The organism is Rhizobium sp. UGM030330-04 (genome assembly GCF_003208455.1).
GTDB lineage: Bacteria > Pseudomonadota > Alphaproteobacteria > Rhizobiales > Rhizobiaceae > Agrobacterium > Agrobacterium rhizogenes_A.
Map to the genome: position 1 here is coordinate 1 of NZ_QKML01000027.1, position 21,971 is coordinate 21,971.

A 21,971-nucleotide genomic window follows, 5' to 3' on the forward strand; every position below is an offset into this window, starting at 1 on the left:
AGGAACTTGACCACGACCGCAGACCCGAAACATACCTAACAGGCGGGTCAATTCTCGGTGGAAACGCCGGGTCAGTTCTCAGTGGCAATCAACACTCAGCCCTTCCAAGACGACAAGCTTGTCGCGCTATCATTGGCTTTTAGACTCTACAGCACAAACGACCGGCCGCGTTTGTGGCGTGAAAAGCTCAAGCGACTCGTCTCCGGCAACACGGAATTGTCGGATGAGTTGGACAAGTTCCTCAATCCGCCAACTCAAGGGAAGGAGGCCCGCGCCTGGAAACGTCAGGAGGCGCAGTGGAAAAGACGCTCCGAAGAAAGAAAGCGAAAAGAGGAAAAGGATCTCGCAGACTCAAAAATTTACTTGGGCGAAAATCTCGATAAATTGCGCGACGCGATTCTGACCAAACTTGGCTATGTCTTCAACGGCCTAACCTACCTTCACGACCGGATGCGCCGTGGTAGCGATCGCTCCGGTCGGTGGACTCATGGCAACTGGAGAAACTTGGAAGCCGAGTTCGGTAAGGATATCGCGCAAGCGTTCCGTGACGGAATTGTGGCTTATTGGCGGCGTGAGAGACCGACTATTCGTTCGGAGGGGGCGCCAGAAAACTCGACACCAATGTCGGCAATTCTTGGTTTGGCCGGGCTCGAAATCGAAGCGCAGGAGACACCAAATTGGGTGAAAAGCCTTAGCGAAGCAGACATCGAGCTCGCCTGCCGATATGCCTCGTTCGAATTGAACGGTTTCCCAACCTGGTTTCCCAGGCTCTTCGAGGCACATACGAGCACCGTCACAGATTTCCTTCTTCAGGAGATTCGCTTCGAGCTTTCGAAAGCAACACCAGAGAAGGAGGTTCATTACGTCCTCAGTGACGTTAGCTGGTCAGGTGAATGGAGCTGGGCCACCTTCGGCCCGCATATCGCAAATCTGCTGAAGGAATCCGAGCCTGCAAACGCAGCCACGTTGGATAAGCTCCTCAAGATTTTGCAGGGATCGGCTCTGTCCGACGAGGAAATAGCCGTGCTCGCGTCGCAAAAAGTCCGGTCAGTCCACACCCCGCAGCATGTGGCTCACTGGTACGCCGTGTGGGTAGGCGTCGATCCTGAAGCCGCAATTTCCGACCTTGCAGCCTATTTTGAAGAATTGCCGCGGGGCGAGGCGCGAACAGAATTCGCGATGAGTTTTGTAACAAACCTATGGGGCGGTCGCAGAAGCGCAGCCAGCACCAGAGCCAGATATCAAACACCCCGGTACTTGAAGACTCTCTATCTGCTGATGCATGGTCATATCCGGCGAAGCGAGGACATCGATCGCGCCGGCACGGGGGTTTATTCGCCAGGTTTGCGCGACAAGGCGCAGGACTCACGGAACGGACTATTTGATCTGCTGAACAAGATTCCTGGCAAGGAAGCCTTCCTGGCCCTGCAAGAAATATCGCGATCCCACCCGGAGGTGGAATCCCGTCCATGGTTCGCCCACTTGGCAAAGGTGAAGGCCGAGCAGGACTCGGATATCGCGCCGTGGATGCCTGCACAGGTCCGCGACTTCCATGACAAGCTGGAGCGAACGCCGGCCAATCATCGAGAACTGGCGGAGCTTGCGGTGATGCGGTTCCTCGATTTGAAAGATGATCTTGAGAACGGGGACAGTAGCATCGCGACAATACTCAAAGCAGGTGCGACGCTTGAAACCGATATGCGTAAGTATATCGGGCGTGAACTTCGTGAGAAGGCGTCCGCTCGTTATTCTGTCCCGCAAGAGGAGGAGTTTGCAGATGCCAAGAAGCCTGACATCAGGTTCCACGGAATGGGATTTGATGCGCCCGTGCCGGCCGAGTTGAAGCTGGCTGATAAGTGGACGGGACCCCAACTTTTCGAACGATTGGAGCATCAACTATGTGGCGACTATCTGCGCGATAACCGGTCGGCACGCGGCATTTTCGTACTGGTACGCACCGGCGAAAAGGCTGGCTGGGATGTTCCGGGTAGAGCTAATCGAGTTGATTTTGAAAGGTTGATCGCAGCGCTTCAGAACCGTTGGGAAGAGGTTGCGCAGGAATTTCCAGGAATTGACGAAGTAACGGTTATCGGTATCGACCTCGCGAAAAGAGCAGCGTAGATATACTTTTTGAATTCGGAACCCAATGCCAGCGGTGAGAACTTGTCTAGCGGACCAAATCAGCACTATCTCCCCCGTTTCCTTCAAAAGCCATTTGGAATTCGGCCGAAGCGCAAGGAGATCTGGGTCTTCGCCCGCGGCGTCGCTCCTGAACCGAAGCGGCTTAAGGAAGTGGGTGCTTCGGAGTACTTCTATTCTGGCCCTGCGACCGATAACGCACGCACTCTTGATGACGACATCACGGACATTGAGACACCTATTTCCAGAATATTAGCCGGTATCCGCGCCCAGCCTGTCGGTGCCGTCGTCAACTCGACCGACGCTGCCGAGATCGTGAACCATCTCGTGCCGCGCACCGCCCATGTTCGCGTCAACATGGAACGCGGTTTGCGCATGATGGCGCATGGTATGGAGACTATTCTCGGTGACGATGATCGTATTCAGTCATTGATGGGACTGAACGAGGACGAACCCAATGCAGTCTTCCGAAACAACCTTGCCGAAAAGCTCAGCGAGATCGAGGGAATTGAGAGTCTCGGGCTACCGGTGAACCTAATTGAGCGAATCGCATTCGTTGCAGCAAAGGAGAACTTCGCAACGCTCGCGGCCGATACGCTTCCGCTTTTGCGTGATCTATTCAGTTCATGGCTCGAAACAACGGATGGTTTCGTGCGAGAAACGCACAACAAAACCTTAGCGAAAATTTCCAGTTCGTCGCCTCGCCTGAAACTTCTGGAAGATTTGAACTGGACTGTTCAGTCTGCTCAGCGGGAAGGGGCGATTTTGCCTGATTGTGCCGCGCTAGCCGTTGATCAATCAGGACAGACCGCGCCCGCAATGTTCTCGGATTGGAAGGCAGTTTCTGCCATCATTTTGCCGGTGACGCCTGACAAACTTTTGGTGGGCGCAGCTACAATATATAACGTGACGCAATTGCTTAACTTCAATGATGAGGCTGCACGATGTAGCCACGATTTCTTCCTCGCCCCGACGATAAACGAATATTTGACAGGTTTGCATAAGCAACTCGGAGAGCGCTCGGTGACGCTCATCGAGGAGGGCATCAGCGGTGCACTGGAACCTTATCTGACGATAGTGCCGAAACCGAGAGATGAGGATGCGCCCATCTTTCCAGCGGATCTCAACAATCAGAGTAACGAGCCATGGCAATACGAACTATCTTTGATAGGTTGCGGTGATGCTGAAAACGTCCAGGAACTATCAAACGCTATTCAAGGGATAGTCACCTCGCTTGCGCAGGCGCTTCCTTTGCAGCGTTTGGAGGGCATTACCATAACATCCGATTACCGCGAGGCAGTGGTCACGCTCGATCGGGGGTATGAAGGGGCATCCGCTCCGGACTCGACCCCCGAGGAAATCGGCCAAGGGATCGCAAGGACCATGTCGGTTCAAAGAGGCGGGCACTGGAAGGAACGGATCATCCTCGATGCGAGAGCCGCCTTTGCCCTGCTCGCCGAAGAAAGCGATACTGTCGAATGGGGATCGTACATCTTCGTGAGGCAGCTAACGGAGGTGGCGATATCAGAGATGATTGAGCACCACCTGCCGGGTGTATGGATGAAGCCAATCAGCGACCCGCTGCATGGCTTTTTGTACCCAAGCGTTCATCCAGCTATATTCAGTTATCTTGCTTCGCATATCAGTGCAGGCTTCAGCGGCCCACATCATCATGTCTCTGTCAAACGTGAGCTATTCATTACTGCCTTGGGTGAGATGAAATCAACCAGCTTTGCAACAAGGTTAGAGTATCGGCACCATGGGGATTTGGACCGCCTTCTTGGGACCGTCATGCCGCGCATTTCCTACGCCCTTCAGTTCGCAGCAGACCTTCTTGGGCATTGCGCCGCGAGTGGCACTGACCCTTATGATGCCGACGGCGAACTGTCGGCTGCACTTGCAGATGTCGGTTTGCAGCAGTGGTTCCCCATCTTTCGTGATCGACTTGAGCGTCTTCGGATGCGGTTCGGACGGTGGGAGTCCTTCGACGAATTTCTCGCACTAGACGTCCATGTCGAAAGGTTGATGTGGCAATTGGGAATGTTGCCTTGGCGCGGACCAGAAGGGATTAGGGTTGAGATCCCTCTAGGTACAGATATCGACAAGTTGCTCGAAAACAAAAGCCACTAAAAATTTCTCGATCATACGAGGTAAATGTATGGCGGCTTTTGAGTAAGCTGTTTTTCTCAACTAATGACCGAGTTGAAGGCGCTGAAGCCGCCGTCACTTGTGGCGTCATGACATCTCGCCTGTTCGGGCGTGTTTGAAGCCATTCGCCTCATCGTATTTCTTCCCGATCGCCTCAAGGCCGCCGATCGCGAAACTGTAGAGATGGTCGACCAGAACCTCCTTCGACATGTCGAAGACCCGATTGGCGAAGAGCGAGGGGACGCGGCCAATCACGAGCAGCATCGCACACGGGGCTGCGATGCTGGGCAGGCATCGAAAGAGCGCTGGATCGTCGGCTGGGATCGAGGTGATGTCGCTGAGGATATCGAGAATGATCGCAAGCTTTGGCGCGACCTCGATCTCCTGCAATACCCGCATATGCGAGGATGGCGACATCAGTTCGCGGCCGAGGACGCGCATGGGCCATTCTTGATGGGCAGCCGTTCCGTCGATGATGAACTCGATGAGTTTGCGGAGCTTGTCACGCGCGGGCAGGCCGCTCGCCGCCAGCCTGCCGAGAGCATCGACGTCGACGAGCCTTCGATGGGCCTCGATCAGGACGGCCTGGTAGAGGCCGTCGCGGTTGCGGAAATGATAGTTGATGGAGGCAAGATCCACCTCGGCGCGCGCGGCGATCATCTTGTTGGTGGTTTCCGCAAAGCCCGTCGACGCCAGAAGTTCGCCCGCCGCTTCCAGAATGCGGTTATAGGTGGCTTCTCCATCCGTGCGCTGCGTTCGAGGTGGCTTCTTCATGTGTTCGGTCCAGTTGCGTGAAGGGGGATCGTACCTCTTTTCAATATGACTTCGATCCGGCAATCAATCGCGCCGTATCAACTCGGAAATATCGACGAGGGCGTCCCGTAAAGAGGACTCGACATTAGCAGGACGATATTCTAAATTCAATTTAAATTTAATATCCGTCACTGTCTCGCGCTGCCCCTCGAAAGACGTCCCTCCATGAAAAGAACCGTCATCGTCATTTTGTTTCTCGCTGCCGCCGCGGCTGCCGGCTGGTACTGGTGGAGCGGGCGTGAGGTCGAGAACGCCTCCGAGCTGACCTTGTATGGCAACGTCGATATCCGGCAGGTCTCGCTCGCCTTCGACGGCAGCGGGCGGATCGCCGAATTGCGCGCCGAGGAAGGTGACCGGGTGACGGCCGGGCAGGTCATCGGCCTGCTCGACACACGGACGCTCGAACTGCAAGCGGATGCACAGGCGGCAACCGTGGAGGCACAGCGGCAGACGCTGCTGAAGCTGAAGAACGGCCCGCGCCCTGAAGAGATCGCACAGGCCCGCGCGCAACTTGCCTCGGCGGAGGCCTCCTCCGTGCGCGCAGGGCAGGACTTTGCCCGCGCCAGCCGTCTGCGCTCGCCCTCGGGCGGCGCGATAAGCGAACAGAGCTTCGATCAGGCGCAGGCCAACCTGGAAACGGCAAAGGCCAAGGTTGAGGAACTGCGCTCCGCCCTGCAATTGGCGGAAGCCGGCACACGAGCCGAGGAGATCGCCGCCGCCGAAGCGCAACTGAAAGCCTCGGAAGCCAATCTCGCGCTTTTGCGCCATCAGATCGATCAGGGCCGGCTGCGTGCGCCTGTCGATGCGGTCGTCCGTTCGCGGCTGCGCGAGCCGGGCGACATCGCGACGCCGTCTTCGGCCGTGTTCGCGCTGGCGCTCACCGAACCGAAATGGGTTCGCGTCTATGTGAGCGAGACGGACCTCGGCAAGATCCGGCCCGGCATGGCCGCACAGGTCTTCACCGACAGCCATCCGGACCGGCCGGTCAACGCCAGGGTCGGCTACATCTCGCCGGTCGCGGAGTTCACCCCGAAGTCCGTCCAGACCGAGGAGCTGCGCACGAGCCTCGTCTACGAGGTTCGGATCGTCGTCGAGGATGCCGACGACGTGTTGCGCCTCGGGCAGCCGGCGACCGTGCACCTTTCCGTCGGGACGGCATCATGAACGACGCAGACATCACCGTTTCGGCCGAAGCGCTGCGCAAGTCGTTCAAGGCTCCCGATGGAGGCACGCTCGATGCCGTCGACGGGATATCGATGGAGGTGCGGGCCGGTGCGCTGACGGCGCTCGTCGGCCCCGATGGAGCCGGCAAGACGACGCTGATGCGGATGATCGCCGGTCTACTGAAGCCGGATTCCGGCTCGCTCTCCGTGCTCGGCATCGATGTCGCCGCCGATCCCCAGTCGGTGCAGGATCGCATCAGCTACATGCCGCAGCGCTTCGGCCTCTATGAGGATCTCAGCGTGCAGGAGAACCTCGATCTCTACGCCGACCTGCACGGCGTACCGCAGAGCGAGCGCAGGGAGCGCTTCGCCCGCATGCTGGAAATGACCGACATGGCGCGCTTCACCGAACGTCCCGCCGGCAAGCTTTCGGGCGGCATGAAGCAGAAGCTGGGGCTTGCCTGCACGCTGGTGCGCTCGCCGGACCTGCTGCTGCTGGACGAGCCGAGCGTCGGCGTCGATCCGCTGTCGCGGCGGGACCTGTGGAAGATCGTCCGGCAACTGGTCGACGACGAGAAGCTCAGCGTCATCGTCAGCACCGCCTATATGGACGAGGCCGAGCGCTGCGCCCGGGTCTTCGTGATGAACAGGGGCCGGCTGCTGGCGGAAGGCCCACCCGACACGTTGAAGACCCGCGCGCACGGATTGACGTTCACGGCCTCGCCGCCCGAGGTAATGCCGGCCCGCGCGCTTCAGGCCCGCCTGATCGACAGGCCCGAGCTGATCGTCGATGCCGTGCCGAGCGGCGGCAATGTTCGTTTCATCCGCCAGCCGGAGGCCGAGGACGACCGCTTGAAAGACTTGCTCGACAGCGCACCGAGCGAACCGCGCGCGGAAGAGCTGGAAGACGCCTTCATGATGCTGCTGCGCGAGCATGAGGGCCATGCGGCAGAACCGGCGGCCGCAAGCGTGGACGACGGTCCCCCTGCGCCCGAAACCGCAAACAACACGCCGGTAATCGTCGTCCGCGACCTCGTTCGCAAGTTCGGCGATTTCACGGCGGTGGCCAGCACGTCCTTCGATGTGGCGCGCGGCGAGATTTTCGGGCTTCTCGGCCCTAACGGCGCAGGCAAGACGACGACCTTCCGCATGCTCTGCGGCCTTTTGCCGGCGACGAGCGGCCATCTGGAGGTGGCCGGCCGCAACCTGCGCACCGCCCGGGCCGAAGCGCGCGGGCGCATCGGCTATGTCTCGCAGAAGTTCGCGCTCTACGGCAATCTCAGCGTCCGGGAGAACCTCGAATTCTTCGGCGGCGCCTATGGCCTCCGGGGAACGACGCTCAGGGAACGCGTATCGTCCGCGCTCGAACGGTTCAGCCTCGATCCCTCGGCACAGAGCGGCATCCTGCCCGCCGGTTACAAGCAGCGCCTCGCGATGGCGACCGGCCTTCTGCACGAGCCGGACATCCTGTTCCTCGACGAACCGACCAGCGGCATCGACCCGCTCGCAAGACGGTCGTTCTGGCGCACCATCACCGCGCTCGCCAGAGGCGGCGTAACGATCGTCGTCACCACGCATTTCATGGAAGAGGCCGAATATTGCGATCGCATCGCCATCCAGGATGCGGGCCGGATGCTGGCGCTCGGCACGCCGCGCGCGGTTCGCAAGCAGGCGGGTGATGCCGGCACCGACATGAACAGCGCCTTCATCGCCATCGTCGAACAAGGGCGCGCGCAGCGGGAAGCACAGGGAGCCGCGGCATGAGCGCCTCCGGCTTCACCAGCCGCCTGATCGCGCTGACCCGCAAGGAAACACGGCAGATGCTGCGCGACCGCAGCAACCTGATCGTCGGGCTCCTGCTGCCGGTCGTCCTGATCCTTTTGTTCGGCTACGGCCTCTCCTTCGACGTCAAAGATGCGCGCGTCACCGTGGTGCTGGAGGACAGCTCGCCGACGGCGCGCAATGCCGTCGCCGGGCTGCGAGGCTCCCGCTATCTGGCGCCGACATGGGCGACGTCGATGGCCGAGGCCGAACGCATGATACGCGCCGGCGAGAGCGACGCCATCCTGCGTGTTCCAGCCGATTTCTCGCGCCGCCTCGCCACCGGCGACGGGCGGTTGCAACTGCTGCTCAACGGCATCGATTCCAACACCGCCTCCTCCATCGAGGGTTATGTCAACGGCGCGCTCGCTACCCCCTCGCAGCAGCAGGCCGATCGCGCCGGCAACAAGTCTTCCGGCGTCGCAAGCATCGCCATCGTGCAGCGCATGTGGTTCAACGAGGCGGGGGAAAGCACCTGGTATCTGGTGCCCGGCCTCATCGTGCTCGTCATGACGCTGATCGGCGCCTTCCTCACATCGCTTCTCGTCGCACGCGAATGGGAGCGCGGCACGCTGGAATCGCTGTTCGTCACGCCGGTGCGGCCGCTGGAGCTCGTGCTCGCCAAGCTGGCGCCCTACCTCGTCATCGGCGCCATTGACCTCGTCATGTGCCTGCTCGCCGCCAGATTCCTGTTCGAGGTGCCGATGCGCGGTTCGCTCTGTGTGATCATTCTTGCCTCGCTGCTTTATCTGACGGTGTCGCTGGCGCTCGGCCTCTTCATCTCGGCCACCACGCGAAACCAGTTCGCGGCGAGCCAGTTGGCGCTGCTCGCCAGCTTCATGCCCGCCATGATGCTGTCGGGTTTCGTCTTCGACCTGCGCAACGTGCCGACGATCATCCAGGTGATCAGCCAGTTCCTGCCGGCCACGCATTTCATGGGGCTGATCAAGACGCTGTTCATGGCCGGCGACAACTGGCCGGACGTCGCGCGGGACTGCTCCATTCTCGCCGTTTACGCCGTGGCTCTGATCGCGCTCACGCGCAGGGCGCTCCGCAAGAAGCTGGATTGAGACGATGCCGGATATCGCCCGCTATGCCGCAGGGGTTCTATCGCTGTTCCGCAAGGAAATGCTCGCCCTCGTCAAGGACCCCGCCAACCGGGCGCTCCTCTTCATGCCCGCGCTGCTGCAGGCACTGCTGTTCGGCTACGGCGCGACCTATGACCTCACCCATGTGCCCTATGCCGTCCTCGACCAGAGCCGGGGCGCGGCCTCGGGAGAGCTCCTCGCCCGCCTCGACGGCACGGGCGTGTTCGAGCGGGTGGCGACGCTGACCGCATCCAATGAGATCGCCGGCGTCATCGATGACGGCGACGTCCTCCTTGTGATCAGCATTCCGCCCGACTTCGAAGCCCACCTTGCGACCGGCCGGCAGGCTCCGCTGCAAGTCATCCTCGACGGGCGCAACTCCTCCACGGCCGGCGCGGCCTCCGCCTATGTCTCCTCTATCGTCTCAAGCTACAACCAGTCGCTCGGCAATGCCTCACCCGTCACCGTCGTGCGCCGCGCATGGTTCAATCCGAATCTGGAATCGCGCTGGAACATGATGCCCGGCCTGATCGCCTCGCTCAGCATGTTGCAGACGCTCATGCTGGCGGCGCTTTCGGTGGCGCGGGAGCGCGAACAGGGCACGTTCGACCAGCTTCTGGTGACGCCCCTGTCCCCGCTCCAGATCCTGATCGGCAAGGCGCTCCCGTCTATCCTCGTCGGCCTGCTGCAGTCGACGATCATCTTCCTGATCATCCTGTTCTGGTTCGAGATTCCGATGAACGGCTCGGTCTTCCTGCTCTATCTCGGCCTCGTCGGCTTCACCACGGCCTCCGTGGGTATCGGGCTTTCCATCTCGGCGGTGTCTCTCACCATGCAGCAGGCCATGCTCTACACCTTCATGCTGGTCATGCCGCTGATGCTTCTGTCGGGACTGCTCACCCCCGTGCGCAACATGCCTTATCTGCTGCAGATCGCCACCTATGTGAACCCGCTGCGCTTCGGAATCGATCTCGTGCGCCGTGTCTATCTCGAAGGAGCGAGCCTCGGCGACGTCGCCTTCGACTTCGTGCCATTGCTGGCCGTGGCGGCCGTCACCCTGCCGTTGGCGGCCTGGCTGTTCAGGAACCGTCTCGCATAGCTCGCAGCCTGCATTGTCAGTTGCCGCGGGAGCATCAGCGACCGGCGGTGCCAATGCAGGCGCCGTAAAAGGCTTGTCCAAGAACGAAGCCGGCTAGGATAGGGAACAAAACCGTTGGGCAAGACGATTTCTTCGCGGACCGTCAGGTTTCAGGAGTAGGGTGCCGTCACATAAACGGCCGGAATGAAGGCGCTTTGCAGTTAAAGCCTATTCGCCAGATCAATGTCCGCTTTCCCGGCGCAGTCGCCCAAAACCTGCCTTGCCGTTTCCCACCCCAAGTCGGACAACCCGGCTGCGGTAAGCGAACGGAAGCTTCAGAACGAATACAAAAGTAGGTCGAGCGACCGAAATGAAGGCGCATCACCGCTCGTGCCCGAGACGCACGACCCGCTGGATGCGGGGTGAGCCTGTCCGAACCCTCAACGAACGGGCGATCTATAGACGGGTTAGCGATGAAATCAGCCAGTTGAGTTCCGTGCGAGCGGACGAAAGCACGCTTGCGTAGGAACTAACCGTCGTCATGTCAGTCCCATATCTCTTGTCTATAGAGGCTGCAGAGCCCTTACCGATCATCAAGATCCTTAGCGAACTGCTCGAGGTGATGGTCCCTGACAAGATCACGATATTGCTCCGCCTGAGCGATGTCTTCCCGAGAAATTGGATAGTTTGGGCGTTTGAACTCAATAAGTAGATAACTGTCAGCTAGGTCCTGCGACAACAAAAGATCAGGCCGTTTCGAGGCCCGCTCTGATCTTTGTCTTTGACCAGATCATCATGGCATCGTTCGGCTCACACGCCTTCAATATCGCTGCCATCACGGCTTCAAGACGTCAGATCACCATTTGTCAGGATGTGCAGTACGGCCCCTTCATCCATTGCCTGAGCCTCGAACAGGGCCTTTGCGAGGGCATGGAAGGTGGGTCTGCGTCGTCTGAGGATCACGACTGCCCGGTCGAGCGCCGCATCCAGCCTGCCGTGAACGCGAGCCGCCAGCTCTGGATCACGGGCGAACACCGCACCCGGATCGCGATGGGGCCGATAGAGCAGCGGATGCTCGGTTCCGAAGCCGAGGGTGCGCTCCATATCGAAGGCCAGCCGCGTTGCCCGCGCCAAATCACTATCGTCGGTACCTCCGGAACCGCTCGAGACCCGTTTGAGCACCAGTTGCTCGGCAGCCCGCCCGGCCATCAGCATGCTCAGCATGTTTTCGTACCAGTCGCGGGTATCGGTTGCCCAGGCGTGGAAGCCGACGAGATTATAGCCGCCCTCGCCGGTATCGATATTGAGGCCGCGAACAGGTCCGAGATCGAGGGCATGATGGACAACTGCATGCCCCGCCTCGTGGAAGGCGAAGCGCCAGCGCAGATCGTTGGGCAGCGGCGGGCGATGACCGCGGATGCCGTCTTCGATGTCCTCATAGCGGATCGCCCGCTTGCCGCGGCGCGCCTTCAATCGCGCCTCGCGGACGATGCGTTCGATATCAGCACCTGTCAGCCCCATCGCCCGCGTGGCGAGACGCCGCAGGATCACATCTGCGGAATTATTGTCTTGCGCGGTTGCTGACAATTCTGACGCGTAGCTGTTCTGTGGCTCAGTCATCGGCTGGCTCCCTTCTGTTCACTTTCTGCGTCTTCCTCCAGATAGTCGGCAACGATCCTCTTCAGCGAGAATCCGTCCCCGGCTTCCGACCGGGTTTCTGATACTGGCTCCCGGATCAGCGATGTCACCTCATCACCGAGATGGTGGGCAAGGATTTCAGCGAGGGTTGGGACATCGGGCCTGGGGATTTCGATATGGGTCTCCAGCCGTCCGGAGCGTTTGATGGCCTCGTCGATATGGTCGGGCCGGTTTGTGGCGCCGACGATGATCAACCCTTCGTTTTTGATCGCACCATCCAGCAGCTCCAGTGCCTTGTTGACGACGGTATTCCAGTAGTCGGCATATTCCCGCTCGGCCGGTTGCCTTTTGCCGATACCGTCGATCTCGTCGATGAACAGGATCGCCGGCGCCATGGCCCGCGCTTCGACAAATGTCTTGCTCATCCGATCGATCACGTCGTTCAGATGTCCCCCCTGCAGCCAGGTCGAGACGGAGGTGACGATCAGCGGGATTTGCAGGCTGTTGCACAGCGCCCGGGCAAAGGTGGTCTTGCCGGTTCCAGGCGGACCGGATAGCAAAAGCTTGGTGCTCATCTCCGACCATGCAAGGATGCTTGCCCGATAATCGTTGAGGTCCGCTTTGAGATCGAGCGCCCAGTCTTTCGCTCGGCCATATCCGGAGAGGGTCTCGACGGTCATTGGCGGCTTGTGGCCCATCTCGCCCACCGTCGGCATTGGCTCCGGCTGGATCACCTCAGCGCCGGACGGCTTATCCTTCTTCCAGCGACCGTTGCTATCGGTGTCGGTCGGTTTCGACTTCTCGTGCGAGCCTTGGGGCTTCTCGGTGGATGTGCTCGACGATGCCGATCCGGATGCCTTGTCGTCGCTCCCGCCGCCACCGTCCTCCTCTTCCTCGAAGTCACTGCGATTGCGCTCAATGAGCGTGGCAACGACATGCAGCACGTCGCGAACATGTCGCCCTGGACGAAACGCAAGCACCAGATCCTCGAGCGACAGCCAGCGCGCATCGGAATCCGACGGCAGGCCCAGCATCTCGATTGCCACGTCCGGGTAAAGCACCTCGACCAGGTCGGCGACGAACCTGCGATCGAGCTTTCCCGTTTCCAGCGACAGGTCGGCGGCGATCTGCAACAGCGAGGGAATGTCCGAGCGTTTCTCCGCGACGGCAAGGACGGCCAAGTCGTGGGACAGCGCACTGAGCATCCGCCGACGCAGGGCATTGCCCGTGACACGATGCACGCCGGCACCCGAGAAGGTCATAAGGCGTCTGCGTGTCTCGCCTTCCACGACGTCGAAGTAGTCGTCATTGAACATGTGGTCCGCATCGACGATCGCAAACGGGCCGCCCGGCACCAGCCGGGATTTCTCCAGGAGCCGCAGCACTTGCCCCTCGAAGCCTTCAAGTGGCGCATGCAGAGTGACGACCGGTGTAACACGGGTCAGCGTATAAACGATCTCCCGAAGCGACCGTCCGCTCCTTTGCACCGCACGCGCCAGAACCAGGGTTGCAACGATGTGACTGACCAGTGGCTGAGCGGCTGCCCGATCCACAAGACCGACGGCATAGGGACGCCGATCGATACTGCTACCCAGCGCCCCCTCCTCTACGATTGTGCCGTGACGCGCCCGAGGCAGGGCCACGAGTTGCGAGGCGAACGGCGGATGAGTGATCCCGGCGGTCACGGCACCATCGCCAGCAGAGCCGGCTGTCGGATTGCCGATCTCCTTCGGTGCGACAAGCCAGGCACCAAAATTCCGCCGGAACCAGCTATCGTCACGGATCGGATCGCCGGTCAGTCGTGTCGTGTCGAAAGCCGGGCTGTAGCGGAAGATGAGATGGCCATCGACATCGACGATCTTGCTTTCCAGCAGACCATTGCGGAGCGCCATCCGGCGTGCCTCGCGGCGCGCAAGATGACGAAGGCGGCGGATAAACAGTCGGGCGAGCTTATCCATCAGTCCGACCTCCCGTCTCCGCGGCAATAATTGCCGTGTGGGCGTTCTGCACCGGATCGCGCCGACGTGTCCGACCACGCCGCCGCCCGTCAATGACACCGGGATTTGGGATCTTCGCCAACACACGCTCGCGCGGCGAACGACGCGGCGGATGCGCGTCAGCCGACGAACCGGTCGAGACAGACAGGCTCAGGTGTTCGCTCCGGGACCGATCGAGATCCCGGTTGCGGCTCCGCAGCCAGTCGAGCAGCAGGCGGCATGCCGCGTTGCCGCAGTCGGCCAGTGCACTCAACCGAAGCATCAGAGGCTCAGGAACAAGGCCATCCAGCAGAGGACCGTGCCGGACGAAGGCGAGCGCCAGCCCGATCAGAACGGCGGGGTCGTCGCGATCGCTCGAACCATGTTCCAGGTCATCGGAGTGTACAGGAGGGATATTCGCGAGCCTGCCGCGAAGGCAGGGCGACGCAACGGTATCGGTTGTGACCGCTTCGCAACGGAAGCCGGCCACAGACGGGCTGTGGGTATCGATGGACATGAGTGTCTCCTCGCCGGAGCGCATCGCATCCGACGTTCGAGGAATGGAAAGGACTGGAGAAGCCGGCCACGCGCTTCACGCGCAGCCGCGATCAGTGCCGTTGGGCTAGCGGCTCGTCAGTGCCGGCGGGGACGGCGGGCAAAGCCGACCCGGATGCGAGCGGGCTCCGGTTCTTCGTCCTGATCGTCGTCGAAGCAGCCAAGATCGTAATGGCCATCGTCCTCGTCCTGCGCGGCCATCGCCTGCTCTTCCTCGTAAGCGCGAGACGAGCCGTTCAACGCAATCAGCGGCTTGCCTGGCATAGTCGAGGCAGAGCCGGCATCTGCCACGACCGCCGCCATGATACCGAGCGCCTTGCTGGCTTCGACTTCCAGAAGCTGCTGCACGCGGCGGCCGAAGCGCAGACGCAGTTCGGCCATGCAGGTGGCGACACCGTCAATTTCCAGGAGATCGTCGATCTCCGACAATGCCCAGATGCCGTTGGCATGATCGCTCGGGCGGCTGGCGCCATCGACGATCGCAACTTCGACCGTATCGACCATCAGGCGCTTCTGGTTTTTATAGAGCCAGTCCGGCAGCACCATCGCCGAGGCCATCATCTTCAGCTTCAGTTCCTCGAGGCGGCTGGTGTCGCCGTAGGACGCCAGCGAACGCTTCAAGTCGAGGATATAGGCCGTGTGCCGGGCGCGGTTCACAAGGATCAGGTCCGGCGTATAGCTGCCTTTGGCCGGTGCCTCGCAGTCGAGCTTCACACCATCGAGACTCTGCCAGTCGTTACCGGACACGGCTTCGAGCGCCGCCTTGACCAGCGGCAGCTTCAGCGACTGCGTCAAGACAACGACGTTGGGGTTGGCCTTCGCCAGACGCTCGACCGTCTGTTCCAGGAGCTTGCCTTCACGGAACGAGACGGCGCGAACGAGCGAGGCGATGTGAACGTAATGGCCGAGGATGTCGTCCTCGACCGGTTCGCCGTCGGCGATGGCGACAATGGCGCGATCGATCAGCAGATCGAGATCGGCCTCGACCTCGGCGAAGCGAACGATATGCGGATGGCGGCGCAGAGCGGCCGGTTCGCTGATGGTGCTGGCGCCGAACGGGCGCTGCGAGAACATGGGTACCGCTGCTGCGGTCGAACGGAGAACTTCCCCATTGGGGATCATAGAGGTAAATGTGGTCATAGCCCGATTCCTTTCACGAGAAGGCTGAGGGTTAGGCCCTTGGTAGCGTTGGCGCGCTGCCTTGGGCCGTTTTGTGTCCGGTCATCCGAACGGCCCCAACCTGGCAGGACCGGGAGCCGGGCTCAAGGACCCGGGAGAGCAAAAAAGAACAAAGCCGGTACATAGTTAACGGCGGGCTCACGAAGTCCGGGCCGATGAACGTCTCCGGCGATCACAACACTGGGCCTCAGCGTTTCACTCGCCATCATCAGGCAAAAGGAAAAGGGCCGACATGCGGCCCTTTCGACTTTGGCGGGAAGGCCGGTTCACCGGCCTTCATGCAACTGCATCTTAAGGCGTGACGGCGGGTACGAGTTCAGCCTCGGCGATGCTCTCGTCGGCAAGCGCCGGCACCTTGGCAAACTGCTTGCGGTTTCGCGGCGCCTCCCGGCTGACCGTCATGAAGCCGCCGGTCGCCTCCTCGAGCGCAGCACCAAAGCGGTCGATCGCCTCATCCGGGACATCGGCATCATCAGAGACCTCGTCCGACATGACCGGCTCGGCATCGTGGCGATCGCCGACGCTGTCCGCTTCTGCCGGAACCGCCGGTTCGGAAGCCGGAGCAGTTGGCACCGCAAGCGGCCATTCCGGCTTCCGCTCTTTGGACACCGCCCAGCCGAGCACCGGAAGCACATGCAGCGCAAGCCAGTCACGCATGTCTTTCGACTTCGGCCAGCCATCGACACCCCCCAATGTGTAGAGCGTGTCGTTGACCTCCGCCCAGCCGGTCTTTTTGGGGAACTTCGTTGGCTTGGTGTTGCGGCCATAATCGAGCTCCGGCTCGATGAACAAGGCCAGGTTTTCGAGCTCCTGACGGGCGACACGGGCGATGTCCTGGATTTCCTTCGCCAGCGCTTCCTTGATCACGCGGCTTCTCGCCAGCGCAGCCTCGACCGCCTTGCAGATTGCGGCGACATGGGCGAGGAACGCCTTCAATCCATCGCGGATCTTGGCCGCAATCATCACTTTCAGTCCGCCAACACCGCCGGTCGAGAACTGATCGTCCTTCCCGGCCTTGTCGCCACCTTCTTCGCCGCCGGCGAGAATGGCCTTCACGTCGGCGACCTGCAGACGCCCGTTCTCCTCGGCGAAGGCAATGGCCGCCGTGATCTGGTCGGTCGTTGCCGAACTCAGATGGAACAGCGCTGTTGCCCCGACCGAGAGATCGACCAGTTCGTCACGAACATGGCCGAGGTTGCGGAACACTGCCATATAGTTGCGACCGCTGCGCGGTGCGAGACCGCAGCGCATCTTCACCCAATTGTCGAACCGGCCGTCGGCCAAGAGGTCGGCAGCCCGGCTCAAATGATCGCCGAGCTCGAAAGTCTGCTCGGTGGTGCGGCGCCCGAGGTCGAAGATATGGGCCGCGCTCGTTTCGAGCTGTTCGCGCATCGAGTGCCCGATACCGTTATCTTCGTAGGAATAGGCGGCAGTCGTGGTCGTCTTGGTGGTCTTTGTGCGCATGGAAGTCTCCGTGTGACGCGGTTACAATGTATCCGGCAAACAATGCATCGGATGACTATATGATCGCGCCAATACGGATGTAATGCAAATTCAAGTAAAATATCATCGTAGTATATATTCGATTATAAGCTTTATTTCTCAGCGATTTAAAGAGACTGTATTTTAATACAAACCAATAATTAACTAACTAATATCGATATATACGATATTTATAAAAATTTTCCACTTAGAATTTGATCTGTATTATTTCACGGCTAAATCAAGAATCCGGAGCCGGATAGCCGACCTCCCACATTCAAGGCCTTCACGAAGTAGTTTGGCCGTCACGGAAACACGCGACGAAGTAAACACGAAGCCAGCGTCTCGCCGTCTAAGGGCGACGCTCGATTTCCACCCAGAGATGGCACATTCCGCGCGAACGGCTGGGACATATGACATGCGACTTCGCGGATGTACCCACCGGGAGGTTTTTGGTTCGTCGCCGCCTCATAGGCCGGAATGGAGATGGCCCTGCAGGCGTAAGTACGACAAGAAGCCGCCGGCGATTTCCGTCAGCTTTGCCCACAGGTCGTTTCAATGTGCCCGCACGTCGAAACAAATTGCGCTCATTTGATTCATGGTTCGATATTTTTGATTCCAATCGCTAGTCATTTGATTCACGACCGCCGTTTGTCCCTCGCCAGGTTGCCTCGACCTGTTTCAACGTGTCCGCAATTGATCTCAAATTGCGAACATTTGATTCAGAACCCCAAAAAAACGATTCATAAACCGGGATTTCCGATTCCATGCAAACGGCGTTGCCGCGGTGACAACGGTCTGGCATCGATAGCCGGAGACCTGACGGGGAAGAGGGCCATGCCAGCAAAGTCCGAGGAGATCCGCAACAGCAAACAGCGCGAGCGACAGCAGAAGCTGCGTGATGCCGATCGAAAGGCCAAGCGGCCCGGACGCGACGATGTAGCCCGCACGGCGCTGTTCATGTCGATTTCGAGCATGGTGGCGAAGGGGAGCCACGATGCGCTGGAAGCCTTTCGGTCTCTCGTCATCGAGATGCTTGTTCGGCAGGGTTTCGATGAACGCGCGTCCCGCACCGTCGTCGATGAGCTCGTCGAGAAGTACGCGGACGGCGACTGGCCCTTCCGCCGCAAGCCCCATCTGCTTTATCCTGACGCTGCCGACGAGGGCGACTGAGCGGTTTCGTCTACCTGCCTACGGGTCCTTGCCTACGGTCCCGGCCTGCTCACCCTGCGCTGCCATTGGAACGCCTAACGGCGTTTGCAGACTCTACGGCTCCTCCCCCCATTACTCGGTCAAACGCCGTTTATCCTGAATCGAATGTTTCGAGCATTTTTACGAGGGACGCGGGACCGGCACTCAATCCACGATTGACGGAAGGTCGCGGCGACAAGTATGTTGCACATCAGCCACAGTTTTCATAACTCTATGCCTAACAATGACTTACCGCCGTTTGGGTCGCTGATGGCGCTTCCCCGCAGATCAACGATTCTGGCCGTGCCATTTCGGGAATTCCGGTAATTTTCGGCAAACTGGCATCGAAAGCCATACAGATAAGGGCACTTGAGAAGTGCCGGGCTTTGTGCGCTATTGGCGCCGACAAGTGTTCAACAGGCCAGCCCGCAACGGAAAGGAGGCGCCCATGGTTCACAAAACCCATGTCGACGGCGCCACGATCCAGCCGTCCCGGGACATCGAGTGCAAGGACGATTCCGGTCTCGGAATCTGCACCGGCCGCATGCGCGAGGAAGTTCTCCGCGTGGATCGCCGTCGCAAGCGACGACGATCCACGAGCACAAGGAGATTCCATGTCGAATATCATCCAGCATCCGTCTGCCATCGTTGCGGTTAAAACGCACCACCTTCACGACGTCGACAACGACACCAAATCCCGGCTGTATTCCGGTACAGTAGCCATGGCTTCCATCACGGGCGCATCGATGTCCCGCGTCCGGGATGCCGTGCGGCTCGTCCGTCATGGCGCAGGTTGGGTAGACCGCCGCCACACTCCTGCGATCACAACGACAAGCGACGACGAGATCGAGAGCACCTTGCGATTGCTGGGTTATGCGGGAGACTGGCACGACTTCGAACGTCGTCCGACCCTTGCTGCGTACCTCAAGCAGAGGACGGGAATTCAGCAGAGCCACCCCTGCATCGTTTTTCTGGGGAACCACCGCGTCGCGATCAGTGGCGAACTGTTTTGCGATGTGACCAATAACGGCTTGATGGTCGATATCGACCGGGCACGCTCGCGGCGCAAGCAGGTGCACCGTGTGCTCGTCCTCACCCACCGCATCCCCGCGACGCCCATCCCGTCGAAGACTCTTCAGCGCGTCCAACCGGCACACCTGACGGCCGAACAGAAACGCCAGGTCAAGGAAATGGATCGACTGTTTCGCGAAGCCATCAAGGCAGAGACGGGCGCAACGCGGATCAAGGTGACCTCCACTGAAGTCTTCATTATCCGCCCCGCCGATTCCGGCTGGACATGGTGCGGCGCGCGCGATGGCGTCGTCGACAGCCTTCTCAAGCTTCAGCAGCATGGCTGGATTGGCGGCAACACGGATGAGGCCTCAGCCTATCGTGCCGCGATGGGCTACCAGCGCTGAGCGGTAACTCGCCACTGGCGGCAATTATTGCCGCCGGCACCTCACACCTGCCGGGCCATGATGACCCGGCATCGCGACGGGGCTCTCAAGCTCCCCGCCGCCGGTTACCATCTCCCTAATTTCATCTCGATACGAGAGACCACGATGACCAAGACTGTATTGTTCTACGCCCGCTACTCCACCGACCGCCAGAACGAAGTGTCGATCGAAACGCAGATCGAACTCGGCAAGACGTTTGTCGCCGACAGGGGCTGGAAGCTGGTCGAGACCTATGCCGACTCCGCAATCAGCGGAACCTCCTTCACATCGCGTCCCGGCATCCAGCAACTACTGGCGCATGTAAAGCGCGAGCGGATCGATGTGGTGCTCTGTGTCACCGTCGACCGACTGTCGCGCGACGTCGAGCACAGCTCAAAAATCCTCAAGGAACTTAACTACCACGACACGGCAATCTGGACGGTTCAGGCCGGCCAGGAGATCAGCCATATCGAGCTGCATATGCGCTCCACCCTTAGCCATGAACTGGTGGAGCAGATCCGCTACCGCACGAGAGAAGGAATGAAGACAGCGGCGCGCAAGGGCATCGCAACCACCCGCCTCTCCTACGGCTACCGCCTCGGCCAGCAGCGCGACGCCAACGGCGACCGGATCAAGGGCCTGCGCGAGATCGACCCGGCCCAGGCAGAGATCGTGCGCTGGATCTTCGAGCAATATGCAAATGGGGTCAGTCCCGCGGCGATCGCCGCGAGCCTCAATGCGCGACATATCCCTGCACCGCAGCACAAGTACTGGCGCGACGATACGATCCGTGGTGACGGCAAGCGGCAGGCCGGCATCCTCTACAACGAACTCTATGTCGGCCGGATCGTCTGGAACAAGCAGAATTACCGCAAGAACCCGGAGACCGAACGGCGCACCGCCCGCCTCAACGACAAAAGTGAATGGGTCGTGACGGAAGTGCCGTCCATGCGCATCATCAGCGACGAACTCTGGGCGCGCGTAAAAGAAAGGCAACTAACGACGCTCGAGAATTTTTCCCGCACGACCACCAATCGGCTGAACAGGACGCATCGGCCGAGCTACCTGCTGAGCGGAATGCTGGAGTGCGCCGAATGCGGTGGCTCCTACGCCATCATGGCCAAGGAACGCTACGGCTGCTCCAACCACAAGAACAAGCTGCCTATCGACGGGCTCGATGGCGCCTGCTGCTCCAACCAAAAGACCATTCTCCGCAAGAACCTGGAGGATCGGGTGCTGTCCTGCCTCCCCGCCGCCTTCTTCGGCATGGGTGTATTCGACGACGTCGCCGGACAGGCTCGCCAAAACCTCGCAGCTTCGATGAAGAAGGAACCGGACGAGCGCCAGCGCATTTCCGGGGAATTGAAAGCTGCGGAACAGGAACAGCGCCAGATCATCCAGCAGATCAGCGACCGTGCGGCTGAGGGTCGCCCTCGCCTCGCCGCCCTAGACGATATGCTCGACACGCTGGAGGAGCGCCGTGCCGGCCTCGAGGCCCGGCTGAAGCAGGCGCCGGCGGAGGAAGATTTCGGGGAGAAGATCAGGAAGCTGAAGGCGGAGGTCAGTCCTGAAGCCGTCGAGATGGTCATCAACTCTGCCTTCTATTACCTGCGCGAACACGCCGATACCGAGACCAAGCAGCCCTTCATCAACATCGTCCGCCAGTTCATCCAGAAGGTGGTGATCGGCAAGACCCCGGGCCACCAGCCGGCATCACTCGAAGTCCACGGCCGGATCGCTTCCATCCTTGCTGCGATGGAGGCAGCGACGATCCTGGAGAAGCAGTTCGAGGCGCTGAAGCAGCACAATTATCTGGAGCGGCTCCGCGCCGGCGAACTGGACACTGCGCAGAAACAAAAAAAGCTCCTCGACGCTTACGCGGAGGAGCTTTCTGTCAAACGACTTGAATGGTCAAATATTCAAGTTTCAGTGGTTGCGGGGGCAGGATTTGAACCTGCGGCCTTCAGGTTATGAGCCTGACGAGCTACCGGGCTGCTCCACCCCGCGTTAACCGACTTTTTGCGTTCGCAAAAATGTCATTCCCAGCGACAAGTTCGCAGAACTTGTCGCGAGAGCGTAACCGCATTGCGGTTATGCTTGGTGCCGGAGCAAATTGCCGAAGGCGATTTGTCTCCTTTAAGGGACGCACGAGGCGTCTTTTTATTATTCTGGTCTTGAACGACAAAAGGCCGCATGAGCGGCCCTTTTGTATCGGCTGGGCCGAATTTTGTGAGTGAGAAGATTTGATGTTGCGTTTTGCAGAC

General features: G+C 60.1%; 16 protein-coding genes, 1 tRNA gene and 1 pseudogene. 9 read left to right on the plus strand and 9 right to left on the minus strand.

Annotated features, from left to right (window positions below):
* The first annotated feature begins 81 nt into the window (after positions 1–81).
* Together N434_RS24745 and N434_RS24750 are read left to right on the plus strand one after the other, a co-directional pair.
* The gene (locus N434_RS24745) at positions 82–2,121 is read left to right on the plus strand and encodes a hypothetical protein (protein WP_181424070.1); all 2,040 of its coding nucleotides are present in this window, start codon (positions 82–84) and stop codon (positions 2,119–2,121) included.
* A gap of 9 nt (positions 2,122–2,130) precedes the next feature.
* Positions 2,131–4,269, plus strand: a complete 2,139-nt coding sequence (locus tag N434_RS24750) for a DUF4238 domain-containing protein (RefSeq protein ID WP_110760716.1) — start codon at positions 2,131–2,133, stop codon at positions 4,267–4,269.
* 105 nt (positions 4,270–4,374) lie between these two features.
* Here N434_RS24750 and N434_RS24755 read toward each other — a convergent pair whose 3' ends face one another.
* Complete coding sequence (locus tag N434_RS24755) at positions 4,375–5,061, minus strand: TetR/AcrR family transcriptional regulator (RefSeq protein WP_110760717.1); 687 nt, start codon at positions 5,059–5,061, stop codon at positions 4,375–4,377.
* Positions 5,062–5,265: 204 nt separating this feature from the next.
* Here N434_RS24755 and N434_RS24760 point away from each other — a divergent pair, with 204 nt between their 5' ends.
* From N434_RS24760 to N434_RS24775, 4 genes are read left to right on the plus strand one after another with little or no spacing between them, the layout of a single operon-like run.
* A complete protein-coding gene (locus N434_RS24760; RefSeq protein ID WP_110760718.1) occupies positions 5,266–6,264 on the plus strand; it encodes an HlyD family secretion protein in 999 nt (332 codons plus the stop codon).
* Positions 6,261–8,027, plus strand: coding sequence for an ATP-binding cassette domain-containing protein (locus tag N434_RS24765; RefSeq protein WP_110760719.1), 1,767 nt, complete (start codon positions 6,261–6,263; stop codon positions 8,025–8,027). The genes N434_RS24760 and N434_RS24765 overlap by 4 nt, the downstream gene beginning before the upstream one ends.
* On the plus strand, positions 8,024–9,154 hold the full coding sequence (locus tag N434_RS24770) for an ABC transporter permease (protein WP_110760720.1): 1,131 nt from the start codon (positions 8,024–8,026) through the stop codon (positions 9,152–9,154). Before N434_RS24765 ends, N434_RS24770 begins: the two co-directional genes overlap by 4 nt.
* A 4-nt stretch (positions 9,155–9,158) precedes the next feature.
* Positions 9,159–10,271 carry an ABC transporter permease gene (locus tag N434_RS24775; protein WP_110760721.1) on the plus strand — a complete coding sequence of 371 codons (1,113 nt, stop codon included), beginning with the start codon at positions 9,159–9,161 and terminating at the stop codon, positions 10,269–10,271.
* A gap of 822 nt (positions 10,272–11,093) precedes the next feature.
* On the opposite strand, the gene N434_RS24785 is transcribed toward N434_RS24775, so the two are convergent.
* The 5 genes from N434_RS24785 to N434_RS24805 form a co-directional block, all read right to left on the minus strand.
* Complete coding sequence (locus tag N434_RS24785; protein WP_110760723.1) at positions 11,094–11,870, minus strand: ATP-dependent metallopeptidase FtsH/Yme1/Tma family protein; 777 nt, start codon at positions 11,868–11,870, stop codon at positions 11,094–11,096.
* Positions 11,867–13,846, minus strand: a complete 1,980-nt coding sequence (locus tag N434_RS24790) for an AAA family ATPase (protein WP_110760724.1) — start codon at positions 13,844–13,846, stop codon at positions 11,867–11,869. Before N434_RS24790 ends, N434_RS24785 begins: the two co-directional genes overlap by 4 nt.
* Positions 13,839–14,381 carry a hypothetical protein gene (locus tag N434_RS24795; protein ID WP_110760729.1) on the minus strand — a complete coding sequence of 181 codons (543 nt, stop codon included), beginning with the start codon at positions 14,379–14,381 and terminating at the stop codon, positions 13,839–13,841. Before N434_RS24795 ends, N434_RS24790 begins: the two co-directional genes overlap by 8 nt.
* Before the next feature lie 116 nt (positions 14,382–14,497).
* Positions 14,498–15,559: a hypothetical protein gene (locus N434_RS24800; RefSeq protein ID WP_110760725.1), complete on the minus strand. Its 1,062-nt coding sequence runs from the start codon at positions 15,557–15,559 to the stop codon at positions 14,498–14,500.
* Between the two features lie 330 nt (positions 15,560–15,889).
* A complete protein-coding gene (locus N434_RS24805) occupies positions 15,890–17,062 on the minus strand; it encodes a hypothetical protein (RefSeq protein WP_110760726.1) in 1,173 nt (390 codons plus the stop codon).
* Positions 17,063–17,917: 855 nt separating this feature from the next.
* Between N434_RS24805 and N434_RS24810 the strand changes: the two genes are divergently transcribed.
* From N434_RS24810 to N434_RS26175, 3 genes and pseudogenes are all read left to right on the plus strand, one after another.
* Positions 17,918–18,253, plus strand: coding sequence for a hypothetical protein (locus N434_RS24810; protein ID WP_110760727.1), 336 nt, complete (start codon positions 17,918–17,920; stop codon positions 18,251–18,253).
* Between the two features lie 632 nt (positions 18,254–18,885).
* Positions 18,886–19,689, plus strand: a complete 804-nt coding sequence (locus tag N434_RS24815) for a hypothetical protein (RefSeq protein ID WP_181424071.1) — start codon at positions 18,886–18,888, stop codon at positions 19,687–19,689.
* Positions 19,690–19,833: 144 nt separating this feature from the next.
* Positions 19,834–20,640, plus strand: a pseudogene (locus tag N434_RS26175) (recombinase family protein); the annotation flags it as partial.
* Positions 20,641–21,153: 513 nt separating this feature from the next.
* On the opposite strand, the gene N434_RS26180 reads toward N434_RS26175, so the two are convergent.
* The 3 genes from N434_RS26180 to N434_RS26025 form a co-directional block, all read right to left on the minus strand.
* A complete protein-coding gene (locus N434_RS26180) occupies positions 21,154–21,411 on the minus strand; it encodes a hypothetical protein (protein WP_286172403.1) in 258 nt (85 codons plus the stop codon).
* A 226-nt stretch (positions 21,412–21,637) separates the two neighbouring features.
* Positions 21,638–21,714 (minus strand) — tRNA-Met (locus N434_RS24825).
* Positions 21,715–21,743: 29 nt separating this feature from the next.
* On the minus strand, positions 21,744–21,971 hold a 228-nt coding region (locus N434_RS26025), incomplete at its 5' end, for a hypothetical protein (RefSeq protein WP_210206059.1).

Excerpts from the sequence above, each read along its gene's own strand:
- N434_RS24755 (WP_110760717.1), bottom strand. The coding sequence starts at position 5,061 with ATGAAGAAGCCACCTCGAACGCAGCGCACGGATGGAGAAGCCACCTAT.
- N434_RS24760 (WP_110760718.1), top strand. The coding sequence starts at position 5,266 with ATGAAAAGAACCGTCATCGTCATTTTGTTTCTCGCTGCCGCCGCGGCT.
- N434_RS24765 (WP_110760719.1), top strand. The coding sequence starts at position 6,261 with ATGAACGACGCAGACATCACCGTTTCGGCCGAAGCGCTGCGCAAGTCG.
- N434_RS24770 (WP_110760720.1), top strand. The coding sequence starts at position 8,024 with ATGAGCGCCTCCGGCTTCACCAGCCGCCTGATCGCGCTGACCCGCAAG.
- N434_RS24775 (WP_110760721.1), top strand. The coding sequence starts at position 9,159 with ATGCCGGATATCGCCCGCTATGCCGCAGGGGTTCTATCGCTGTTCCGC.
- N434_RS24785 (WP_110760723.1), bottom strand. The coding sequence starts at position 11,870 with ATGACTGAGCCACAGAACAGCTACGCGTCAGAATTGTCAGCAACCGCG.
- N434_RS24790 (WP_110760724.1), bottom strand. The coding sequence starts at position 13,846 with ATGGATAAGCTCGCCCGACTGTTTATCCGCCGCCTTCGTCATCTTGCG.
- N434_RS24795 (WP_110760729.1), bottom strand. The coding sequence starts at position 14,381 with ATGTCCATCGATACCCACAGCCCGTCTGTGGCCGGCTTCCGTTGCGAA.
- N434_RS24800 (WP_110760725.1), bottom strand. The coding sequence starts at position 15,559 with ATGACCACATTTACCTCTATGATCCCCAATGGGGAAGTTCTCCGTTCG.
- N434_RS24805 (WP_110760726.1), bottom strand. The coding sequence starts at position 17,062 with ATGCGCACAAAGACCACCAAGACGACCACGACTGCCGCCTATTCCTAC.
- N434_RS24810 (WP_110760727.1), top strand. The coding sequence starts at position 17,918 with ATGCCAGCAAAGTCCGAGGAGATCCGCAACAGCAAACAGCGCGAGCGA.
- N434_RS24815 (WP_181424071.1), top strand. The coding sequence starts at position 18,886 with ATGTCGAATATCATCCAGCATCCGTCTGCCATCGTTGCGGTTAAAACG.